Annotated in this window: 16 protein-coding genes; 9 read left to right on the top strand and 7 right to left on the bottom strand. The window is 71.4% G+C overall.

Features of this window, described 5'->3' with window-relative positions; all coding sequences use genetic code 11:
• Window positions 1-11: 11 nt before the first annotated feature.
• The 4 genes from BS80_RS38130 (at window position 12) to BS80_RS28425 (ending at window position 4,336) form a co-directional block, all read left to right on the top strand.
• Entirely contained in the window at window positions 12-548 is a 537-nt protein-coding gene (locus BS80_RS38130) for a hypothetical protein (RefSeq protein WP_051967298.1), read from the top strand.
• A gap of 3 nt (window positions 549-551) precedes the next feature.
• The gene (locus BS80_RS28415; protein WP_035803447.1) at window positions 552-1,889 is read left to right on the top strand and encodes an MAB_1171c family putative transporter; all 1,338 of its coding nucleotides are present in this window, start codon (window positions 552-554) and stop codon (window positions 1,887-1,889) included.
• Window positions 1,886-3,118: a cytochrome P450 family protein gene (locus BS80_RS28420; RefSeq protein ID WP_051967299.1), complete on the top strand. Its 1,233-nt coding sequence runs from the start codon at window positions 1,886-1,888 to the stop codon at window positions 3,116-3,118. The genes BS80_RS28415 and BS80_RS28420 overlap by 4 nt, the downstream gene beginning before the upstream one ends.
• 225 nt (window positions 3,119-3,343) lie before the next feature.
• Window positions 3,344-4,336 carry a zinc-dependent alcohol dehydrogenase family protein gene (locus tag BS80_RS28425; RefSeq protein ID WP_035803449.1) on the top strand — a complete coding sequence of 331 codons (993 nt, stop codon included), beginning with the start codon at window positions 3,344-3,346 and terminating at the stop codon, window positions 4,334-4,336.
• Between the two features lie 69 nt (window positions 4,337-4,405).
• Here the strand turns inward: BS80_RS28425 and BS80_RS38135 are convergent, their stop codons facing one another.
• Entirely contained in the window at window positions 4,406-6,730 is a 2,325-nt protein-coding gene (locus BS80_RS38135; RefSeq protein WP_051967300.1) for an ATP-binding protein, read from the bottom strand.
• A 530-nt stretch (window positions 6,731-7,260) separates the two neighbouring features.
• On the opposite strand from BS80_RS38135, the gene BS80_RS28435 reads away from it, so the two are divergent.
• The 5 genes from BS80_RS28435 (at window position 7,261) to BS80_RS28455 (ending at window position 12,632) form a co-directional block, all read left to right on the top strand.
• Window positions 7,261-7,581 (top strand): hypothetical protein, encoded by a 321-nt coding sequence (locus tag BS80_RS28435; RefSeq protein ID WP_157536648.1) that lies wholly within the window; start codon window positions 7,261-7,263, stop codon window positions 7,579-7,581.
• Window positions 7,582-7,692: 111 nt separating this feature from the next.
• The gene (locus BS80_RS28440) at window positions 7,693-8,613 is read left to right on the top strand and encodes a P-loop NTPase family protein (RefSeq protein ID WP_035803454.1); all 921 of its coding nucleotides are present in this window, start codon (window positions 7,693-7,695) and stop codon (window positions 8,611-8,613) included.
• A 928-nt stretch (window positions 8,614-9,541) separates the two neighbouring features.
• Complete coding sequence (locus BS80_RS28445) at window positions 9,542-10,396, top strand: helix-turn-helix transcriptional regulator (protein ID WP_063772094.1); 855 nt, start codon at window positions 9,542-9,544, stop codon at window positions 10,394-10,396.
• 172 nt (window positions 10,397-10,568) lie between these two features.
• The gene (locus tag BS80_RS28450; RefSeq protein WP_035803456.1) at window positions 10,569-11,390 is read left to right on the top strand and encodes a hypothetical protein; all 822 of its coding nucleotides are present in this window, start codon (window positions 10,569-10,571) and stop codon (window positions 11,388-11,390) included.
• A gap of 336 nt (window positions 11,391-11,726) precedes the next feature.
• Window positions 11,727-12,632, top strand: a complete 906-nt coding sequence (locus BS80_RS28455; RefSeq protein ID WP_232246677.1) for a carbon-nitrogen hydrolase family protein — start codon at window positions 11,727-11,729, stop codon at window positions 12,630-12,632.
• 58 nt (window positions 12,633-12,690) lie between these two features.
• Here the strand turns inward: BS80_RS28455 and BS80_RS28460 are convergent, their stop codons facing one another.
• The 6 genes from BS80_RS28460 to BS80_RS28485 all read right to left on the bottom strand — a co-directional run bounded on the left by BS80_RS28460 (window position 12,691) and on the right by BS80_RS28485 (window position 19,455).
• Window positions 12,691-13,911, bottom strand: a complete 1,221-nt coding sequence (locus BS80_RS28460; RefSeq protein WP_051967412.1) for a GDSL-type esterase/lipase family protein — start codon at window positions 13,909-13,911, stop codon at window positions 12,691-12,693.
• A 41-nt stretch (window positions 13,912-13,952) separates the two neighbouring features.
• On the bottom strand, window positions 13,953-14,552 hold the full coding sequence (locus tag BS80_RS28465) for a DinB family protein (RefSeq protein ID WP_035803464.1): 600 nt from the start codon (window positions 14,550-14,552) through the stop codon (window positions 13,953-13,955).
• Window positions 14,553-14,604: 52 nt separating this feature from the next.
• The gene (locus tag BS80_RS28470; protein WP_035803469.1) at window positions 14,605-16,233 is read right to left on the bottom strand and encodes a glycoside hydrolase family 13 protein; all 1,629 of its coding nucleotides are present in this window, start codon (window positions 16,231-16,233) and stop codon (window positions 14,605-14,607) included.
• Between the two features lie 77 nt (window positions 16,234-16,310).
• Window positions 16,311-17,189 carry a carbohydrate ABC transporter permease gene (locus BS80_RS28475; RefSeq protein WP_035803471.1) on the bottom strand — a complete coding sequence of 293 codons (879 nt, stop codon included), beginning with the start codon at window positions 17,187-17,189 and terminating at the stop codon, window positions 16,311-16,313.
• Window positions 17,186-18,067: a carbohydrate ABC transporter permease gene (locus tag BS80_RS28480; protein ID WP_408607446.1), complete on the bottom strand. Its 882-nt coding sequence runs from the start codon at window positions 18,065-18,067 to the stop codon at window positions 17,186-17,188. Before BS80_RS28480 ends, BS80_RS28475 begins: the two co-directional genes overlap by 4 nt.
• A gap of 11 nt (window positions 18,068-18,078) precedes the next feature.
• Complete coding sequence (locus tag BS80_RS28485; protein WP_035803476.1) at window positions 18,079-19,455, bottom strand: extracellular solute-binding protein; 1,377 nt, start codon at window positions 19,453-19,455, stop codon at window positions 18,079-18,081.
• Window positions 19,456-19,478: the final 23 nt, after the last annotated feature.

Here is a 19,478-nt window from a genome sequence, read left to right on the forward strand (position 1 = left end):
AGGGAACGGCGTTGGACGACCGGGAACTGCGACAGCACTGCGCCGAGGTGGTCAGACGCCTCGACATCCCCCGTCCGTTCACCGTCAACTCCCTGATCGACAGCATCGAGCGCAGACGCGGCCGGGCCATCTCGCTGGTGCCCATGGCCCTGGCCGTCCGGGCGGGCAGCCCGTGCGGTCTCTGGGTGGCGACGGACGACACCGACTACATCCTGTACCAGAAGGACACCACCCGGGCTCACCGCGAGCACATCGTGCTGCACGAGGTCGGCCACCTCGAACTCGGCCACGAGTGCACCGAGGCGGACCAGGACGAGGTGGCCCGGCTCCTGATGCCCTCGCTCGACCCGGCCCTGGTGCGCACCGTGCTGGGCCGGACCGTCTACACCAGTACGGAGGAGCGGGCCGCCGAGCTCGTCGCCTCCCTGCTGCCCCTGCAGGCCGGCCGGGCGGTCGGCCGGGCCACGCGCGAGAGCAGTACCCCCGGGACGGCCAATCTCGTCCAGCACCTGGGGGCCGCCCTGGAGCGCAACGAGAGGAGGAGCTGACGCATGCTGCTGTTCACCGTCGTCTACGGCATCCTCGCGGTGATCACCTGGAGTGCCTTCGCCTACAAGGTCAGAGACCTGTTCGGCGACCCGCGCAACCGCGAACTCCAGCTGCTGTGCCTGGCGATCGCGACCTTCGCGATGCCGTTCGTGCTGGCCTCGCCCCACGTCTACACCGGCATCGACCACCTGCTCGGCCGCCCGAACGCCGCCACCCTGCTGGTCTACATCTGCGTGGCGGTCTGTCTCACCTCCTTCGTCGCGCTGCTGGTCAGCTGGTCCTGTGCGCAGGACACCGTCCGCCCGCGCCACCGGCTGCTGGTGGCCTACTCGGTGGCCACGCTCGTGGTGATGACCCTCTCGTTCCTGCTGGGCGACGTCAGTGGTCCCGAGCACCCGATCGACTTCGACGTGCACTTCGAACTCGCCCCGTACATCTCGGTCTTCCTGCTCTCCTACCAGCTGCTGTTCTCGGTCAGCATGGGCATGCTGGTCGTGCTGTGCCACCGCTACGCGGGCGTCGTCGACCGGCCCTGGCTGCGCCGGGGACTGCGCCTGGTGACGGCCGGCGCCGTCTTCGGGCTCGGATACTCGCTCCCCAAGGTCGCCAACACGCTCTGGGACGAGGTCGGGCACTCGCCGCTGCACTACGCCGGCACGGTGCTCGCGCCGATGTCCGCGAGCGTGGCGGCGGCGTTGTTCGCGGTCGGGTTCACCATGCCCGCCTGGGGCCAAGGAGTGACCAGGGCCGGCGAGTTCGTGATCGCCTTCCGCTCCTACCGGCGGCTCTACCCGCTGTGGAGCGCGCTGGCCGAGCAGTTTCCCGACCTCGTGCTCTTCCCCCCGGTCGCGCGGGCCGCCCGCTGGTCCCCGCGCGACCTGCGCCGGCTGGCCGGGCGCCAGGTCGTCGAGGTCCGCAACGGTGGGCTGGCCCTGCGCTCGCACCACGACCCCGAGGTGCAGCACACCGCGCGGGACCTCGAACTCCTGCTCAACCGCCAGATCTTCGAGATCCGCGACGCCCAACTCGCCCTGCGCCCCTACTACACCGCCGCGACCCAGCGATCCGTGCGCGAACTCGCCCGGGCCCGGCGGCTGACCGGCGACGCCGCGGAGGCGGTCGTCGAGGCCGCCCAACTCGCGGTCGCCCTGCGGGCCCGCGCCGAGGGCCGCGCGCTGCCCGCGGACCAGCACAGCAGCCTGCACGACGCGGCGGACGGCGACCTGGGGGAGGAGCTCGCCTGGCTGGTCCGGGTCGCCGACGCCTACCGCGGCTCGCCGGTGGTCCGCGCCGCGCTCGCCGACGCCGCCCACAGCCCGGCCGATGCGGTGAGCGCGTGACCGCGGCGGCCGGCCGTGCCGACGCACCCGGCACGCTCTTCGACCCCGCCCTGCTGGCCGACCCGCACGGCGGTTACGCGGCGCTGCGCCGGGCCGGGCCGGTCCACCGCACCAGCACGCCCGACGGCGCGCCGGTCTGGCTGGTGACCCGCTACCAGGACGTGCGCGCGGCCCTGGCCGATCCGCGCCTGTCCCTGGACAAGCGGACGGCGGGCGGCAGCGGCGAGCACGGCGCGTCGATGCCCCCGGAGCTCGACGCCCACCTGCTCAACCTCGACCCGCCGGACCACACCAGGATCCGCCGCCTGGTGGCCAAGGCGTTCACCCCGCGCGCCGTCGAGGCCCTGCGCGCACCGGTGCAACGGCGCACCGACACCCTGCTGGACGCGATCGCCCGGCAGCCTCCCGCGCCCGAGCAGCCCGGCGTCGACCTGATGGAGGCGCTGGCGACCCCGCTGGCCCTGGCCGTGATCTGCGACGTCCTCGGCATCGCCGAGGCTGAGCGCCGTGACTTCCGCGCGTGGACCGACACGCTGCGCTCCCCGGCCCCGGACGCCGCCCTGAGCTCCCGTCAGGCGATGCGCCTGATGCACGGGTTCCTGGTCGAGCTGATCGAGCGCAAGCGCGCCGCTCCCGCCGAGGACCTGCTCTCCCGGATCATCGAGGCCCGCGACGAGGGCGACCGGCTGACCGAGCCCGAACTGATCGCGCTGGCCTTCCTGCTGCTGTTCGCCGGTTACGACAACGCCGCCAACCTGATCGGCAGCACCCTGCTGGCCCTGCTCACCCACGCCGACGCCCACCGCGCCCTGCGCGAGGGCCGGGTGACGATGGATCAGGTCCTCGACGAGACCGTGCGCTGGAACACCCCCTCGATGCTCGCCTCGCGCCGGTTCGCCCTGGTGGACCTCGACATCGCCGGTACGGCCGTCGCCGCGGGCGACCGGATCTGGCTCTCCCTGGTGTCCGCGAACCGTGACGAGGCGCAGTTCCCGCACCCCGCCGACTACCGCCCGCAGCGTCCGGCCGGTCCGCACCTCGCCTTCGGGCACGGCATCCACCACTGCCTCGGCGCCGCCCTGGCCCGGATGGAGGCCGACCTCGCGGTCGGCACCGTCCTGCGCCGCTTCCCCGCCCTGCGGCTCGCCCGGCCGCCGCAGTGGAGCGCCTCGTTCCGCAATCGCGGCCCCCAGCACCTCGTCGTCACGGGGCTCGGCCGCTGGATCTGACGGACAGTCACGTACTACGACGTGCATCGAAGTTCACGTCACCAGGGGTGTGCGACACCCTACGGTCGGGTGGGGTTGGCGTGCGACCTGCACGACCTTAGTTCGATCGATGTCGTAGTTTGACGTTCGTCGAAATATGGGGTTTGGTGGAGCCGCACCCGCACCGCCGTGGACGAGAGGTCGGAGCGTCCACGAGACGACCGTTGCCAAGGAAGAGGGAGCACGATGGCCAAGGCAGTGAAGTTCGACAAGCTCGGCGGGCCCGAGGTCCTGGAGCTGCGCGAGGTCGAGGTCGGCGAACCCGGCCCGGGCGAGCTGCGCATCCGGGTCGACGCGATCGGCCTGAACCGAGCAGAGGTCATGTTCCGGACAGGTGTCTACTTCTACCAGCCCTCCTTCCCCTCCGGCCTGGGGTACGAGGCCGCCGGCGTCGTCGAGGCGGTCGGCCCCGACGTCACCGGGTTCGCGGTGGGGGACCCGGTCGGCGTCGTCCCGGCGTTCTTACAGACCGACTACGGCACCTACGGTGACCACGTCCTGGTCCCGGCGGCCGCGACCTTCCCGCGCCCGGCGGACATCGCTCCCGAGGTCGCGGCCGCGGTGTGGATGGCCTACATCACCGCCTACGGCGCCTTCGTCGAGGACGGCCACACCCGCCCCGGCGACTACGTCCTGATCACCGCGGCCTCCAGCAGCGTCGGCCTCTCCGCCATCCAGATCGCCAACCACATCGGCGCGATCCCCATCGCCACCACCCGCACGGCCGACAAGAAGCAGCGCCTGCTGGACGCCGGTGCCGCCCATGTCATCGTCACCGAGGACGAGGACCTGCCCACCCGCGTCAAGGAGATCACCGGCGGCGTCGGCGTGCGCACCGCCTTCGACCCGGTGGCCGGGCCGGGCGTGGACGAGATCGCCCAGGGCATCTCCGCCGGCGGACGCCTCATCATCTACGGCGCCCTCGACCTGCGCCCCACCCCGCTGCCGATCGCGATGAGCTTCCCGGCGCTGAGCACCAGCACCTACACGCTCTTCGAGGTGACCTCGGACCCCGTCAGGCTGGCCCGCGCCGTCGCCTTCGTCAACGGCGGCCTGAGCACCGGGTCGTTCAAGCCGGTCATCGACCGGACCTTCGACCTGGACGACATCGTCGAGGCCCACCGCTACATGGAGTCCAACGTCCAGGTCGGCAAGATCGTCATCACCGTCCGGCACTGACGCCCACCCCCCACGCGTCTGCGTCGATGCGGCCCGCACTCTCACGGGGGTGCGGGCCGCACCGGCGCTTCAGGACCCGTGCCGGAGCCGTTCCCGCACGGCCGCCGCTCGCGCGTGTCCGATGTCGTCGAACATCGTCAGCGCCTCGTTCCAGGCGTCCCGCGCCTGCTCCTCCCGCCCGGCCGCCAGCAGGGCTTCCCCCAACCCGTCGACCGCGTCGGCGAGGAGGTACCGGTCGCCGACGAGGCGCGCGAGCTCGACGGTCTCCTGGTAGCCCTGGACCGCCCGCTCGGCCTCCCCCCGCGCCAGGTAGACCGTGGCCAGGCGCCCGAGGAGGCCGATCCGGCCGCGCCGGTTGTCGACCTTCGAACTGTCGGCCCGGGCGGCGGCGCTGACCGTCCGGTTGTCCTCCATCGACAGCAGGTAGTAGTGCTCGGCCCGGTCGAGGTCGCCCAGATTCTGGCGGACCTTGCCCAGGCACAGGTAGGCGGTCGCGCGGCCCCCGATCGCCCCCGACTGCTCGAAGACCTCCAGGGCCTCCAGGTAGGCCGCTGTGGCCTGCTCGTGGTCCCCGCGGTCGTAGTGCACCTCACCGGTGTTGAGCAGCACCGGCCCCATCCGCACCCGGTCCCCGAGCTCCCGCAGGATCGTGAGGGCCTCTCGGTAGCATCGCTCGGCGTCGCCGAGGCGCCCCAGCATGCGGTAGGTCAGGCCGAGACCGCCGGTGACGCGGGCCTCCACCGCCCGGTCGCCCAGCGCCCTGGCGGCGTCCACGGCGCGCTCGTGCGCGGCGGCGGAGTCCGGCATGTGCAAGCGCAGCGCGGCGGCGAACTTCGCCGCGACGGCCAGCTGCCAGACCATCCCGTGCAGTCCCAGCTCCCGGGCGGCGACCTGGACCGCGGTCAGGTTGCCCCACTCCCGGTCGAACCACTCCAGTGCCTCGTCGTAGGACGCGAAGGTCATCGGTTCGTGCTCGGAGAGCGTGGTGGGAGGAGGGAGATCCGGGGTGTCGATGGCCTTTGCCGCGTGGTAGGCCGAGTGCAGGAACCACCAGCCGAGGCGTTCCACGGCGGCGTCCGCGTCGCCGCTGTCCTCCTGGCCGGCCGCCTGCGCGGCGAAGTTCCGCAACAAGTCGTGCAGTTCGTAGCGGCCGGGGGTCTTCTGCTGCAGCAGGTACTCGTCCTGGAGCAGTTCCAGCAGCCGGTCCGCGTCGTGGGCCGGGAGGTCCGCCATGGCCGCGACCGCCCCGACGGTGTAGTCCACGCCGGGATGCCGGCCCAGCAGGCGCAGGACACGTTGGGCCGGCTCGGGCAGCCCCCGGTAGGAGAGATCGAAGACGTGCCGAAGCGTCCTGCTGCCCAGGGCCGTCGCCTCCGCGACGTGCCCGCGCAGCCGGTCTGCCATGTGGGCCAGGGGCCAGCTGGGGCGCGAGCGCAGGCGGCCGGCGGCCAGGGCCACGGCCAGCGGCAGGTACCCGCACAGTTCGACGATCTCGGCGGCGGCCGCCGGCTCGGCCGCGACCCGGCCGGCGCCGACGATCCGGGCCAGAAGGGCCGTCGCCTCGTCGCGCCGGAACACCTCGAGCGGCAGCAGGGCCGCGCCGTCGAGCGCGGCCAGGCTGCGGCGGCTGGTGATCAGGACCAGGCTGCCGGGGCTCGACGGGATCAGATCCCTGACCTGCCGCTCGTCGGCCGCGTCGTCCAGGACGACCAGGGCGTCCCGGCCGGACATGCAGTCGCGGAACATCACCGCGCGCTCGTCGAGGCCCTGGGGCACCTCCTTGGCCGGGACGCCCAGTTGGCGCAGGAAGGCACCCAGGACCTCGGCCGGGTCCGCAGGCGCGTGCTCCGGGTCGAAACCCCGCAGGTTGACGTACAACTGGGTCTCGGTGAACCGCCCGGAGGCGACCAGCCGGTGCGCGACATGCACGGCCAGGGCCGTCTTGCCGACCCCGCCCATGCCCTCGATCGCGGAGATCACCACCGTGGAGGCCGAGCCGGGTCCATCGGCGGCCAGGTCCAGCAGGCTGTCCACCTCGCGCTGACGACCGGTGAAGGTGGCCAGGTCGGTGGGCAGTTGGGCGAACACCCCGGCCGGTCCGCCACTCCTGGCCTGCCCGTGCACCCGGATGCAGGCCTCGCGCCAGCGGGACGTGCCCGGTCCGTCGACCCCCAGCGCCCGGACGATCGCCACCACCAGGTCCAGATCCAGGCGGCGGCGCCCGACTTTGAAGGCGTCCACGACCGTGAACGGTGACACCGCACGCGCCGGCCGCATGAGCGGCCCGACGCGCTTGGCCAGCGAGCGGTAGGACGGCATCCCCGCCCAGGCCCGCAACTCCCCGAGCAGGCCGATGAACTCGGCCAGATCCCCGGCTCTGCCCGGATCGGGCATGCCACCTTGTTGCTCACCCACGAAGCCCCCGCTCGCGTGAAGCCGTGCTCTTGCCGCTGTCCATGCCGCTGTCCTTGCCTCTGCCCACCGGAGTCTAGTGCCGCGTCAGGCAACCTTTGCCCGTCAAGGAGCGGCGTCCGGTGCGTGCTATCGGCGTGCCGGCCGGAAGTCCTCGTACTGGACGTACTTGGGCTTTCGGCCGGTGCGGCGAGAGTGCGTGCCGGGCGTCGCGACGGGGCGAAGGTTGCCTGACGCGGCACTAGAAGGCAGGTGTGTGGGGTTGTGTGGGAAACGGGACTTCGGACTGCGTGATCGAGCACCCTGGTCCCGCCGCCAGACGTCGCAAGTACCGACGAACGGTGTGGCTGCCGCCGGTTGTGTGGCGGAGCCGAGGGCTGATCCGACGGTGCGTGTCGTGAGCACAACGGGGGACGACGCTCCCGTCGGGTCATGCCCTCGACCCTTGAACGGGCGGTGATCCGCAGGCAGCAGGGCCTGCGCACGCCGCAGCAGTGCGAAGGGAACGGATCATGACCATGCGCAGGAAGTTCGCTGTGGCGGCCCTTGCCGGTGGCATGCTCGCGGGCGGTGTCGCCATGGCGGCGCCGGCCAGCGCCATCACCTGGGTGTCCTGCCCCACCAACGGGACGGAGATCTTCGCATCAGGCGGTAACAACTGCTACGCCGGCACGCCCGGCTACGGCTACGCGAACATCTACAACGTCACCGACGTCGCCACGGACTACAACAACTTCACCTACTGGGTCAGCGGCACGCCCGTCTACCAGGCGGCCCACCAGAGCTGGGGCTGGAACTGGGTCCACGTGACCGGGGTCCAGATCGACGGCTGATCGTCTCCCGGCCGGCGGCGGGCGTCCGACCCGTCCGCGTCCGCCGCCGGCCGGCACCGCACCGCACCTGCATCGCACCACGCGTCTCCGGGAACCCAGTGAGGGAACGTCATGAAGCAGAACGCCTGGCGCGCGGTCGTCGCGGCGGCAGTCGTCGTCGGGGTGGCCGGCTGCGGGAGCGGCCGTCCGGCAGGGCCGGACACGGGCGGCGCCCCGGCGATCGGCCCGATCCCGGTGGTCCTCACCGTGTCCGCGATCAACCGCCCCATCGACGCCTACCTGCCCAGTGTCGCTTCCGTGAAGGCCCTGATCACCGCCGTCGACGCGGTCACCGCGCGCTGTATGAAGCAGTACGGACTCCCCTTCGATCCGGCCGCGCCGATCGGGCTCGACGATCTCAACCAGCAGGACAAGATGCGCTCGCCGCTCTACGGCTTCTTCGATCCGGACGCGGCGCGGGCCAACGGCTACGAGGTCTCCGCCGGCATGCCCGCAGCCGCAACACCCGGCCAGGGTCAGGCCGAGCTCTCCCCGGCGGCGATCGCCGTGCTCGGCGGGAGGGACGCGTCGGGAAACCCGGCCACCAGCTACGCAGGCAGGCCCGTCCCGGCCGGCGGATGCCAGCAGCAGGGTGTCGACGCCGTCGGCGGTTACCCGCCGAGACCGGATGCGCAGGCCCTGCCGGACCACGGACCCGTGGTCCCCACGGCGGACCCGCGGATGCGCGCGGTGGACACCGCGTGGAGCGCGTGCATGAAGAGCCGGGGCTTCGACTACGCGAACCCGGCGGCCGCGCTGGCCGATCCGCAGTGGGCGCCGAAGGGAGCGGGGAACCAGCCGCCTACGGCCAAGGAGGTGGCCACGGTGACCGCGGATCTCGACTGCAAGCGCTCGACGAACCTGATGGGTGTCGCCGTCGCCGTCGAGACCGCCTACGACCAGCAGTACATCGCCTCGCACCGCACGCAGCTCGCCGCCTACACGCAGCAGTTGCAGGCGCGGGTCGGTCAGGCGGCGCACTTGGTCGGATGAACGGAGGCGTTGTCCCGCCGTTCCCGTCCCGCCGTTCCGTCCCGCGTTCCCGTCCCGGTGACGACTGCCCGGTGACCAGGAACGGGTGCCGTGTTTCCGGCAGGCGACGGCTCGGTAAATCTACTGCGAGGTGATACGGATTGCCTGGTGTATTACCTGGGCGGGCCAATGGCCGAGCCGCTGACGTGCCCTTCGCCACGGTGGGTGACAATGGCGGGGCGGCGTCAATCGGTCGGGTCATCAATGCTTTTGAGTTCAACAATTGCCGGGCGAGGCCGGGCCGGAACTGCTCACCGGCCACGCCGGGGCAGGCGTCAGCGGTTCGTCCGGGGAACAGGCGCGCGGACCGGCCCGACTGGCCGAAAGTGTCGGGTCCCAGGGCAGGCACGCCCGGCCCGACGTGCCGGGGCGCCGCGCCAGGGGTGGACGGGCGGGCGGCGGAACGGCCCGCACTCCGCTGACCTGGGGCGCGGTGCCGCCGGGCGGAATGGCCGATGGGGTTTCGTGGGGGAATGCGGTTCGGTGCGATTGGTATTCGGTGGATCGTGTGGGGGCGTCCGGCATTGGTCGGCGATTGATCTTGCCGAATAAGTGAACCTTGCCTGTCTGTCGCCGCTTGCTGCATACTGATCCGCGCTGATCATTTATATGCGGCGCGGGTGGGGACTTCGGCATGGGTTTCACAGGGCTGCGCGCTCTGGGCATGGTTGAACGTGTGACGAGTTTCCTCTCCGGTCGCCACCGGCGGCATACCTGCGTCATAGTGGTGGAATTTCTCGTTCCGGTTCGCTGGAATTACCGACGGCGACACCGGTTCTTGCCTTTGGCATCCCATTTTGTCGCGGACATGCTGCGTCTGATCCCCTCTCCCAGAAGGACGACCACCTTGCGGAACACGTCGAACGAGTCCCGGGGTACGGAGCTCGGTATGTTCCTCCAGTCGTACCGGAATCGTCTGAGACCCTCGGACATCGGAATAGGCGACGACAGCCGGCACCGGAGGGTGCTGGGGCTGCGCCGGGAGGAAGTGGCGCAGCTCGCGGGGGTGAGCGTGAATTACTACACCCGGCTGGAGCAGGGGCAGAGCCGGCACGCGTCGCCGGAGGTGCTGGACGCGTTGGCCCGGGCGTTGCGCCTGGACGGTGACGAGCGGGCGCACCTGCACGCGCTGGCGCGTCCGGCGAAGCCGTGCGACAAGCCGGTCCAGGAGGAGCAGTTGCGGCCGGGGCTGGCCGGCCTGGTGGACGCCTTCAACAGCGGCCCGTCGGTGATCATCGGCCGGAAGACGGACCTGCTGGCCTGGAACCGGATGGCCCAGCTGCTGTTCACCGACCATCTCGGCGCGGCCGAGCGGGAACAGGCCGGGCGGGTCAACCTGGCCCGGTTCATCTTCCTCGACCCTTATGCCCACAAGCTCTACCCGGATTGGGCGGGCGAGGCCCGCGACATCGTGGCCTACCTGCGGATGATGGCCGGCCGTCATCCGGCGGACCCCCGACTGGCGGGGCTGATCGAGGAGTTGTCGCTCAGGAGTGCGGAGTTCTCCGCGCTCTGGTCGGCGCACGCGGTGCGCGACAAGACGCACGGGGTGCGGATCGTCTACCACCCGCTGGTGGGCCGGCTCAGCCTGGACTTCGAGACGCTGCGGCTGCCCGAGGCACCCGACCAGTGCCTGGTGATCTACCAGGCGAAGGCGGGCTCGTCCTCGGCGGCGGGCCTGCGGCAGCTGCACGACGTGCTGGCGGCCCGGCACGCCGAACGCGAGACGCACGCCCGCAGCTGAGCGCCGTACCGTGCCAACTGGCCTGTCTCAGTGGTGGTTTCGGGTACGTGTTTGAGCCAGTTACCGCGCGAAGCGGGGTTTGCCCAGCCGGAGTCCGGCGCGGCGGGCAGGATGGCCCCGGCCCGGTTCGCGGCCTGTCGGAGCGTCACTCGAACGGAAGGGACTGCCGGGTATGCGTGGGAAGGGCAAACGGAGCGCTGCGGCGCTGAGCTTGGTCTGTGCTGTCGCGATCGCCGCGGGCGGGTGGCTCGCGCCGTCCGCCCAGGCACAGGCCCAGGCACAGGCACAGGCGCCGGCACAGGCGCGGCAGCGGCCGGTCGCGACGTCGCCGGGGACCGAGGTCGGGTCCACCTCGGTGACCGGGCCGGACGGCCGGGTGGCCCAGTTCGGCATCTTCGCGGCACCGACCGACGGCAGCGAGTACCTCTGGTACCGCACCCAGCTCCGGCCGGGCGGTCCCTACGGGGACTGGCAGCAGGTCGCCTCCGCCAGGATCAACTTCCAGCTGCCCGTGCTGTCGGCAGGCGTCGACGCAGACGGTCGGCTGGAGGTGTTCACCGTGGAGTACCAGAGCGCCGTGCTGGTACGGATCCACCAGCTCACCCCCGGCGGCCCCTGGTCGACGCCGCAGGCCTTCGGCCCGGCCGGGGCGGATGTGCCGAGGTTCTTCGGCTACCCGGTGGTCTTCGCCGAACGCGACGGTTCGCTCGCCTTCTTCGAGGTCTACCAGAGCGGTTCCGGCACCGAGCTCTTCGTCAACGAGCAGGACGGGCACGGGTCCTGGACCGGCTTCACCGACCTGGGAGCCGGCCCGGAGCCCGAGCCCGTCGGCGTCCCGACCAGCGTCACCGAGGCGCCGAACGGCACGCTGACAGCCGTCGCACACCTGTGGAACGCCTCCTCGGGCTACTACGCCGAGATCTCCCAACTCACGCCGGGCGGCCCCTGGGGTCCGTGGCACAGCTGTGCCACGGACGGCTGCACCCACGGCTGAGCACCGCGTTCGGGCAGGGCGGAACCGCGGGCGGTCGGTGGTTGACCGGGCCCGCGCGGTGACGGCATGATGGCAACCGCGTGGCCTACGCCGAACCTCCCGCGACCGTCCCCGGCACGGTCTCCCATCGGAGGCAAAGGGACTTGCGTCTCAGGTCGTTGTCGCAGCCCGATCGCCTCGGGCGGGGTTGCCGGGGAGCCGTCGCTCAGGGCGTGGAAGGCCGCGATGACAGCCCGCAGGAATTTCAAGCGCCAGGTGCGCGCACGCGCCGCCAAGACCGGCGAGTCCTACACGTCTGCTCTGCGGCACTTCCGTCCGACTCCCTCAGGAGACGTCATGTCGGAAGCAAGGAACCCCGCAAGCGTGCGGCTCGCCGTCGCGCAGACCCCCGTCCGCGAGGACCCGGGCGACGTCGACGCGCTGCGCGAGAGCGGCCGTCAGGTCCGTGCGCTGATGCGCGAGGCCGCCGCTCTGGGCGCGCGGATCGTGCACTTCCCGGAGGGCGCGCTCTGCGCTCCCCACAAGCTGGTGATGTCCGTCGACGGCCCGGACGCGGTCGGCCCGGCGGACTGGGAGCGTTGCCGGTGGCCGGAGCTGCGCGCCGAGTTGGCGGCGGTCGCGCAGCTGGCGGGGGAGTTGCGGCTGTGGACGGTGATCGCCTCGGCGCACCGCCTGACCGGGCCGAACCGCCCGCACAACAGCCTCTACGTCATCTCCGACCGCGGCGAGGTCGTCACGCGCTACGACGAGCGCCTGCTGTCCCGTGCCAAGGTCTCGTACCTGTACTCGCCGGGTGTCTCGCCGGTGACCTTCGACGTCGACGGGGTGCGCTTCGGCTGCCTGCTCGGCATGGAGATCCACTACCCGGAGCTGTTCGCCGAGTACGAGAGGCTGGACGCCGACTGCGTGCTGTTCTCCACGACCGGTGTCTCCCCGGGCAACGCGGCGGCCCAGGCGCAGGGTCACGCCGCCGCCAACAGCTACTGGGTCAGTTTCTCGGTGCCGACGCAGCACAGCGCCACCGCGCCGTCCGGCGTCGTCGCCCCCAACGGCGACTGGCTCGGGCGGTGCGCCGCGGACGGTTCGCCGTCGGTGGTGGTCGTGGACCTCGACGACGGTTCCGAGGCCGCCGCCGCGGCGGTGACCTACGCGCGTCCCTGGCGTCGTGAGGCGCGCGCGGGTCTGCGGGCCGTCCGGCCGGTGACGGACGCGCGCAGCGAGGACCGCACGGCGGCCTTCTGAGGCGGCTGAGCGCGGGGTTCGCGGTCCCGTACCGCGAACCCCGCGAACCCCGCGTCGCTCAGGCGCCCGGCGCGGCCAGTGGCCGGCCGGCGCCGAAGGCCAACGCGGCGAAGCGGTCGGCGATCCGGCGGTGGGTGGCCGCGTCGGGGTGGAGCTGGTCGGGCAGCGGCAGTTCGGCGAAGTCGTCCTCGCCGTAGAGTTCGCGGCCGTCGAGGTAGTGCAGGTGCGGGTCCTCGACCGCGCGGGCCGCGGTGATGCGGGCGAGTTGCTCGCGAATGGTAGTGAGCGTCAGGCGGGTGCGGTCCGTGGGGTCGCCCGTCGCGACGAACCGCAGCTTCCCGGCGCCGAGTTCGCTGAAGTCGGGGGCGGCGGGTCCGGGGGTGTCCTCGTGGATGGGGCAGAGGATCGAGGAGACGACCAGCAGCGGCGTGTCCGGGTGTCCCTCGCGGATCGTGTCCAGGAATCCGTGCACCGCCGGGCCGAAGGCGCGCAGCCGCATCAGGTCGGTGTTGACCAGGTTGATGCCGATCTTGACGCTGATCACGTCGGCCGGGGCGTCCCGGATGGCCCGCGCGGTGAACGGGTCCAGCAGCGCGTTGCCGCCGAAGCCCAGGTTGATCAGCTCCACGCCGCCCAGCGCCGCGGCCAGCGCGGGCCAGGTGGTGCTGGGACTCTCGGCATCGGAACCATGGCTGATCGAACTGCCGTGGTGCAGCCACACCGGGCGGCCGCGGTCCGGCGCGGCCTCGACGGGGGCGTCGGTGCGCAGGGCGACCAGTTCGGTGCTCTCGTTGTGCGGCAGCCAGATCTCGACGTCCTTCGCGTCAGCGGACAGGCCGGTGAAGCGGAGGGTGCCGACCGGGCCCGGCCGGCTGACCACCGCGCCGGTGGTCATGTCGATGGTGTGGACGTTGCCGTCGCTCACACTCGCCCGGTCGGCCAGACGGCCGTCGACGAGCAGGTCGTACACGCCGTCGGGACGCGGTGGGGCGCCCAGGTAGGCCAGTTTGCTGGGCAGGACGTCCAGTTCGAGCGCCGTCGCCCGGGTGCGGAAGACCAGCCGGACGCCGGAGGGCTGGGACTCGGCCATGGCCGGCCCGCCGTCCGGCATCTGGCGCCGGGCCCGGGCGGGCAACCGGTGTGGCAGCACGCCGTGTTCGGTGCGCTCCAGGTCGAGTGCGCCGCGCAGCAGGCTCTCGGTGATCGGCGTGGTGGTCCAACCGGTGCGGTCCGCCTCCGGGTCTCGATCGGCAGGGACGTCGTTGAGCTGGGAGTTCATACCACCCAGCCTGCCGAACGGGCGGGTGATCCGCACCTGGTTTACTCCTGTTCGGCGCGCCCCTGGGCCTCCTTGGCGGACGCCTCCAGCTTATTCCAGTACTCCTGGTACCAGGCCTCGTCCCCGCCGTCCAGGTTGCTGTCGCTCTCCCGCATGCCGGCCTTGCCGTCGAGCAGCTCACGGACGATGTCGGCGTGGCCGGCGTGCCGGTTCGTCTCGGCCGTCACGTGCAGCATGACCTGGTGAAGCGTCACGTCGCCGGTCTCACCCCACCACTCGACATGGCCCGTGGCATCGAGCGGCAGCGCCTCGATCGTCGCGTCCGCGTGCGCCCAGGCCCGGCGGTAGAGGCCGATGACGTCCTCGCGCGACTCGTCGGCGGTGGCCCACATGTCCGAGTTGGCCTCGGCGGCCTCGTCCTCCACGGAGAGGGACTCACCGTGTGGGCGGCCGAAGGTCGGGCCGAAGTACCCGAACTCGACGCCGGCCAGGTGCTTGACGAGGCCGAGCAGGTTGGTGCCGGTCGGCGTCAGGGGGCGGCGGGCGTCGTATTCGGACAGTCCCTCCAGCTTCCAGACGACGGCCTCGCGGGCGGCCGTGAGATAGCGGCGCAGGTCGTTCTTGGGATCACTGATCGTCATACGGCCGAGTCTGCCACCATCTGCTGACAGTCCCGGGGAGGGGGCGGCCGGATCAGGGCAGGCGCAGCCAGGCCGCCGTGTCGGGTGGGAGTTGATGATCCATCAGCACAGCACTGCTGAGCAGGACTTCGCGATGTACGGGCAGGTCCACCGGGACACCGCCCAGGTTGGCGACGCAGGCGAAGGTGGCGGAGCGGCTGAAGCAGAGTACCTGGGGAGCGCTCGGCAACCAGGTCATGGTGCCGTCCCCCAGGCCGGGTTCCGCGTGGCGCAGCCGCAGTGCGGCGCGGTAGAGGTTCAGCAGTGAGGCCGGGTCCGCCGACTGGCGCTCGACGGTCAGTTCCGACCACTGCGAGGGCTGCGGCAGCCACGCGTCGACGGCGGTGTCCGGAGCGCCGGCGGCCGTGCTGGTGAAGCCGAAGGGCGCTGTCCCGCCGCCCCAGGGGAGCGGTACCCGGCAGCCGTCCCGGCCCGGGTCCGCGCCCGCGGTGCGGTGGAACATCGGATCGTCGATCACGTCGACGGGCAGGTCCTCCACCTCCGGCAGGCCCAACTCCTCTCCCTGGTACAGGTAGACCGAGCCGGGCAGGGCCAGGCTGAGCAGCGCCGCGGCCCGGGCGCGGCGGCGGCCCAGCGCCAGGTCGGTGGGGATGCCGTGCGCCTTGGCCGCGAAGTCGAATCCGGTCTCCGCCCGCCCGTAGCGGGTGACGGTCCGGGTGACGTCGTGGTTGGCCAGGACCCAGGTGGCCGGGGCGCCGACCGGCTGGTGCGCGGCCAGGGTGCTGCTGATTGTCTCGCGCAGTCGGCCGGCATCCCAGGGGCAGGTCAGGAAGCCGAAGTTGAAGGCGGTGTGCAGCTCGTCGGGGCGCAGGTAGCGGGCGAACCGCTCGGGATCGGGGAGCCAGACCTCGCCGATGAGCGCGCGCGGCGGGGTGTAGGACTCGGCGACCTTGCGCCAGTCGCGGTAGACGTCGTGGATCTCGTCCCGGTCGAAGTAGGGGTGCGGATCGGGAGCCCGGCCGGACGGGAGGTCGGGCAGTGCCGGGTCCTTGACCACCTCGGCGGCGGAGTCGACCCGTACGCCGGCCGCGCCGCGGTCGAACCAGAACCGCAGCACCTCCTCGTGCTCCCGACGCACCTCGGGGTGCTGCCAGTTGAGGTCGGGCTGCGCCGCGGCGAACCGGTGCAGGTACCATTCGCCGTCCGGGACCCGGGTCCAGGCCGCGCCGCCGAACTGCGACTGCCAGTTGTTGGGCGGCAGGTGGCCGTCGGGGCCGCGTCCGGGACGGAACCAGAAGCGCTCCCGCTCCGGCGAGCCCGGACCGGCCTCCAATGCCCGCCGGAACCACGGGTGCTGGTCGGAGGCGTGGTTGGGGACGATGTCGACGATGGTGCGGATGCCGAGGTCCAGGGCCTCGGCGATCAGCTGCTCGGCCTGCGCCAGATCGCCGAAGTGCGGGTGGATGGCGCGGTAGTCGGCGACGTCGTAGCCGCCGTCGGCCATCGGCGATGCGTACCACGGGCTGAACCAGAGCGCGTCGACGCCGAGTTCGGCGAGGTAGCGCAGGCGGGAGCGGACCCCCGCGAGGTCGCCCACGCCGTCGCCGTTCGCGTCGGCGAAGCTGCGCACGTAGACCTGGTAGATCGCGGCGCCACGCCACCACTCGTCCAGTCGGTGCACGGTAGGAGTCTCCTTCGGATCACGGGGTGCGGTCAGCGGGTGCGGTGACAGGTGTCGCGCGTCCGGGCGGGCGGGGCTCAGCCCTTGAGGCTGCCGGCGGTCAGCCCGGACATGATGGAGCGCTGGAAGACCAGGAAGAACAGCACGGTGGGGAGCGCCGAGATGGCCGCCGCCGCGATGAGCACGTTCTCCGGCACGCCCAGCGACAGCGAGTAGATGCCCGCGTTGAGCGTCTGCTTCGCCGGGTCGGGCTCGGCCAGCAGCGGCCAGAGGAAGTCCTTCCACACGTTGACGAGCGCGAAGATGGACACCACGCCGATGATCGGCCGGGACATCGGCAGCACGATGGCGGTCAGGGTGCGCAGCGGACCGGCGCCGTCGATGGCGGCCGAGTCGAGCAGCTCCTTCGGCACCGAGTCGAAGAAGCGCTTGAGCAGGTAGATGTTGAAGGCGTTGGCCACCGAGGGAAGCCAGATCGCCCAGGGCGTGTCGAGCAGGTTCAGGTGCAGCAGCGGGAGGTCCAGCACGGTGAGGTACTGCGGTACGACCAGCACCATGGCCGGGATCATCAGGGTCGCCAGCATCAGGGCGAGGACCGCGTTGCCGAGCACCGGCCGCAGTTTGGAGAGCGAGTAGGCGGCCGCGACGTCCAGCACGAGCTGGAAGGCGAGCGCACCGAAGGCGTACCAGAGCGTGTTGAGCAGCAGTCGGGCGATGTCGAGCCGGTCCCAGGCGTCGCGGTAGTTGCCGGCCGCCACCTGGTGCGGGTAGAAGGTGGGCGGTGTCCGGATCGCCTCGGTGGTGCCCTTCAGTCCGTCCGTCACCAGGAGGTAGACCGGGCCGACGAAGGCCGCGGTGAAGAGCAGCACGACCACCACCAGCACCACCCGGTAGCGGGTGCGGTTCAGTTGGGCGGCGTTGACGAGCGTGCGGCTGTCGTTTCCGGTTCTGCTCATCGTTCCAGCCTCCGGTCGATCCGCACATACACCGCCGAGAACCCGGCCAGCACCAGCAGCAGGAGCAGCCCGAGTGCGCAGGCGGCGCCGTAGTTGGAGAAGTTGAAGGCGTACTGGTAGATCAGGTAGACCACGGTGGTGGTCGAACCGTCCACGCCCTGGCCGCCGTTGGTGAGGACGAAGGGTTCGACGAAGACCTGCATGGTGGCGACGATCTGCAGCATCAGCATCAGCGAGAGGATCGATCCGGTCTGCGGGATCGTCACATGCCAGACCCGGCGCAGCAGTCCGGCGCCGTCCAGCTCGGCCGCCTCGTAGAGCTCGCCCGGGATGCCCTGCAGCGCGGCCAGGTAGATCAGTGTGGCACTGCCCATGTTCATCCAGGTGGAGGCGATCACCACCGCGAACATGGCCATGTCCGGGGACTGCAGCCAGCCGGAGGTGGGCAGGTGCAGCAGGGCGAGGACGTGGTCGAACAGCCCGTACTCCGGGTTGTACAGGTACTTGAAGAGCAGCAGCGCGGAGACCGGCGGTAGCATCACCGGCAGGTAGACCAGAACCCGCAAGTACCCCCGGGCGTGCCGCAGTTCGTTCATCACCACCGCGACGGCGAACGGCAGGGCGAAGCCGAGCAGCAGCGCCAGCGCGGTGAACTCGGCGGTGTTGCGCCAGGCCGGCCAGAAGCTGGGGTCGTTCACCACCTGCCGGAGGTTGTGCAGGCCGGCCCAGCTGGTGCGGCCTGCCTTCTGCCGCTGGAAGCTCATGATCACCTCGCGGACCATGGGATACCAGGAGAAGCAGGCGAAGCAGAGCACCGCCCCGATCAGGAAGCCGTGCGCGGTCAGGTTGCGCCGCAGGGCACGGCTCACCGGGCGGATCGCGGCGCTTGTCACTGGGCGTTCGCGAGGATCTCGTCGACCTGGGACGAAGCCGTGTCGAGCAGCTTCTGCGGGTCGGCCTTCGCGTCGGTCAGCACGGAGGCCATCGCCGTGTCGAGGATCTTGTAGATGGCCTGCGCGTTGGCGGGCTCGGTGACGCCCGGCACGTTGGCGCTGACGAAGGGGGCGAAGGCCTGCACCGGCATGGTGGCGTCCGCCGTCTTGAGCCGGGTGTCCTCGGCCGCCGTCGCGCCCTGGAACAGCTGCGGCTCCGGCAGGCCGACCGCCTGGCCCGAGGCCTTGGAGCGCGCGTAGTCGAAGCTCTGGCCCTGGCCCTCGGTCAGCCACAGGTAGCTGACCAGCTGGACGCCGGCGGTGATCTGCGCGGGGGTGTCCTTGCGGTTGAACATGTAGTCGTCGCCGCCGGCGAGGCTGCCCGCGCCGGGACCGTTCGGGCCGGGGATCGGGCCCATCCCGAAGTCCTCGTAGTGCGCGCCCAGGCTCTGCACCAGGTAGGTGATGTCGTCGGGCGCGGCGATGTACATCCCCAGCTTGCCGGCCGCCATCTGCTTCTGCAGGTCGCCCCACTTGTAGAGCTGGGTGGTGCCCATGACGCCGTCGTCGAACCGCAGCCGGTGCAGGTTCTGCAGCACCGCCAGCCCCTGGGCGTTGTCGAAGGCGGCCTTCGTGCCGTCCGGGCTCACCATCGCGGCGCCCTGGGCGTCCATCTCGGCGGTGAAGTGCCAGCCGCCGTTGTTGCCGGCGCTGTAGTCGCCGTAGCCGGCGATGCCGTTGCCCAGTGCGGCGATCTTCTTTGCGTCCGTCTCGACGTCGGCCCAACTCTGCGGCGGTTGGTCGGGGTTGAGCCCGGCCTGCTGGAAGAGCCGGCGATTGATGATCATGCCCATGGTGTAGTTGGTGCGCGGCAGGGCGTACGTCTTGCCGCCGCTGCGCACCGAGTTCCAGACCGAGGGCAGGATGTCGTCCTTGACCGGCAGGTTGCCCGCGGTGACGTATGGCGTGATGTCGGCGGCCCGGCCCGCGTCCAGGACCTGCTGCTTGTCGGTGAAGTAGGTGTAGAAGACGTTGGCCTCGGTGCCGCCCTTGAGTGCGGCGGTGAACAGCTCGGGGGTCTCGCAGGGGAAGGTGTCGATGCTCTTCACCGTGACGTTGGGGTGGAGCTTCTCGAAGCCGGCGATGTCGTCCGCCCACTGCTGACGCTGTGTCGGGCGGCTGCTCGGCGGCGCGCAGTCGATCGAGACGGTCACCTTGCCGCCGCCGCCCGAACTGTCGGCGGCGGCGGTCGAGTTCGAGGACGAGGAGCTGGAGCACGCGGCCGCGGTGAGTGAGAGCGTGGCGGCGATCAGCAGCGCTGCGGATCTGCGCATGGGCGGGAAGCCCCCTTCGAGGC

Origin of the sequence: Kitasatospora mediocidica KCTC 9733 (genome assembly GCF_000744225.1) — a bacterium.
Lineage (GTDB): Bacteria > Actinomycetota > Actinomycetes > Streptomycetales > Streptomycetaceae > Kitasatospora > Kitasatospora mediocidica.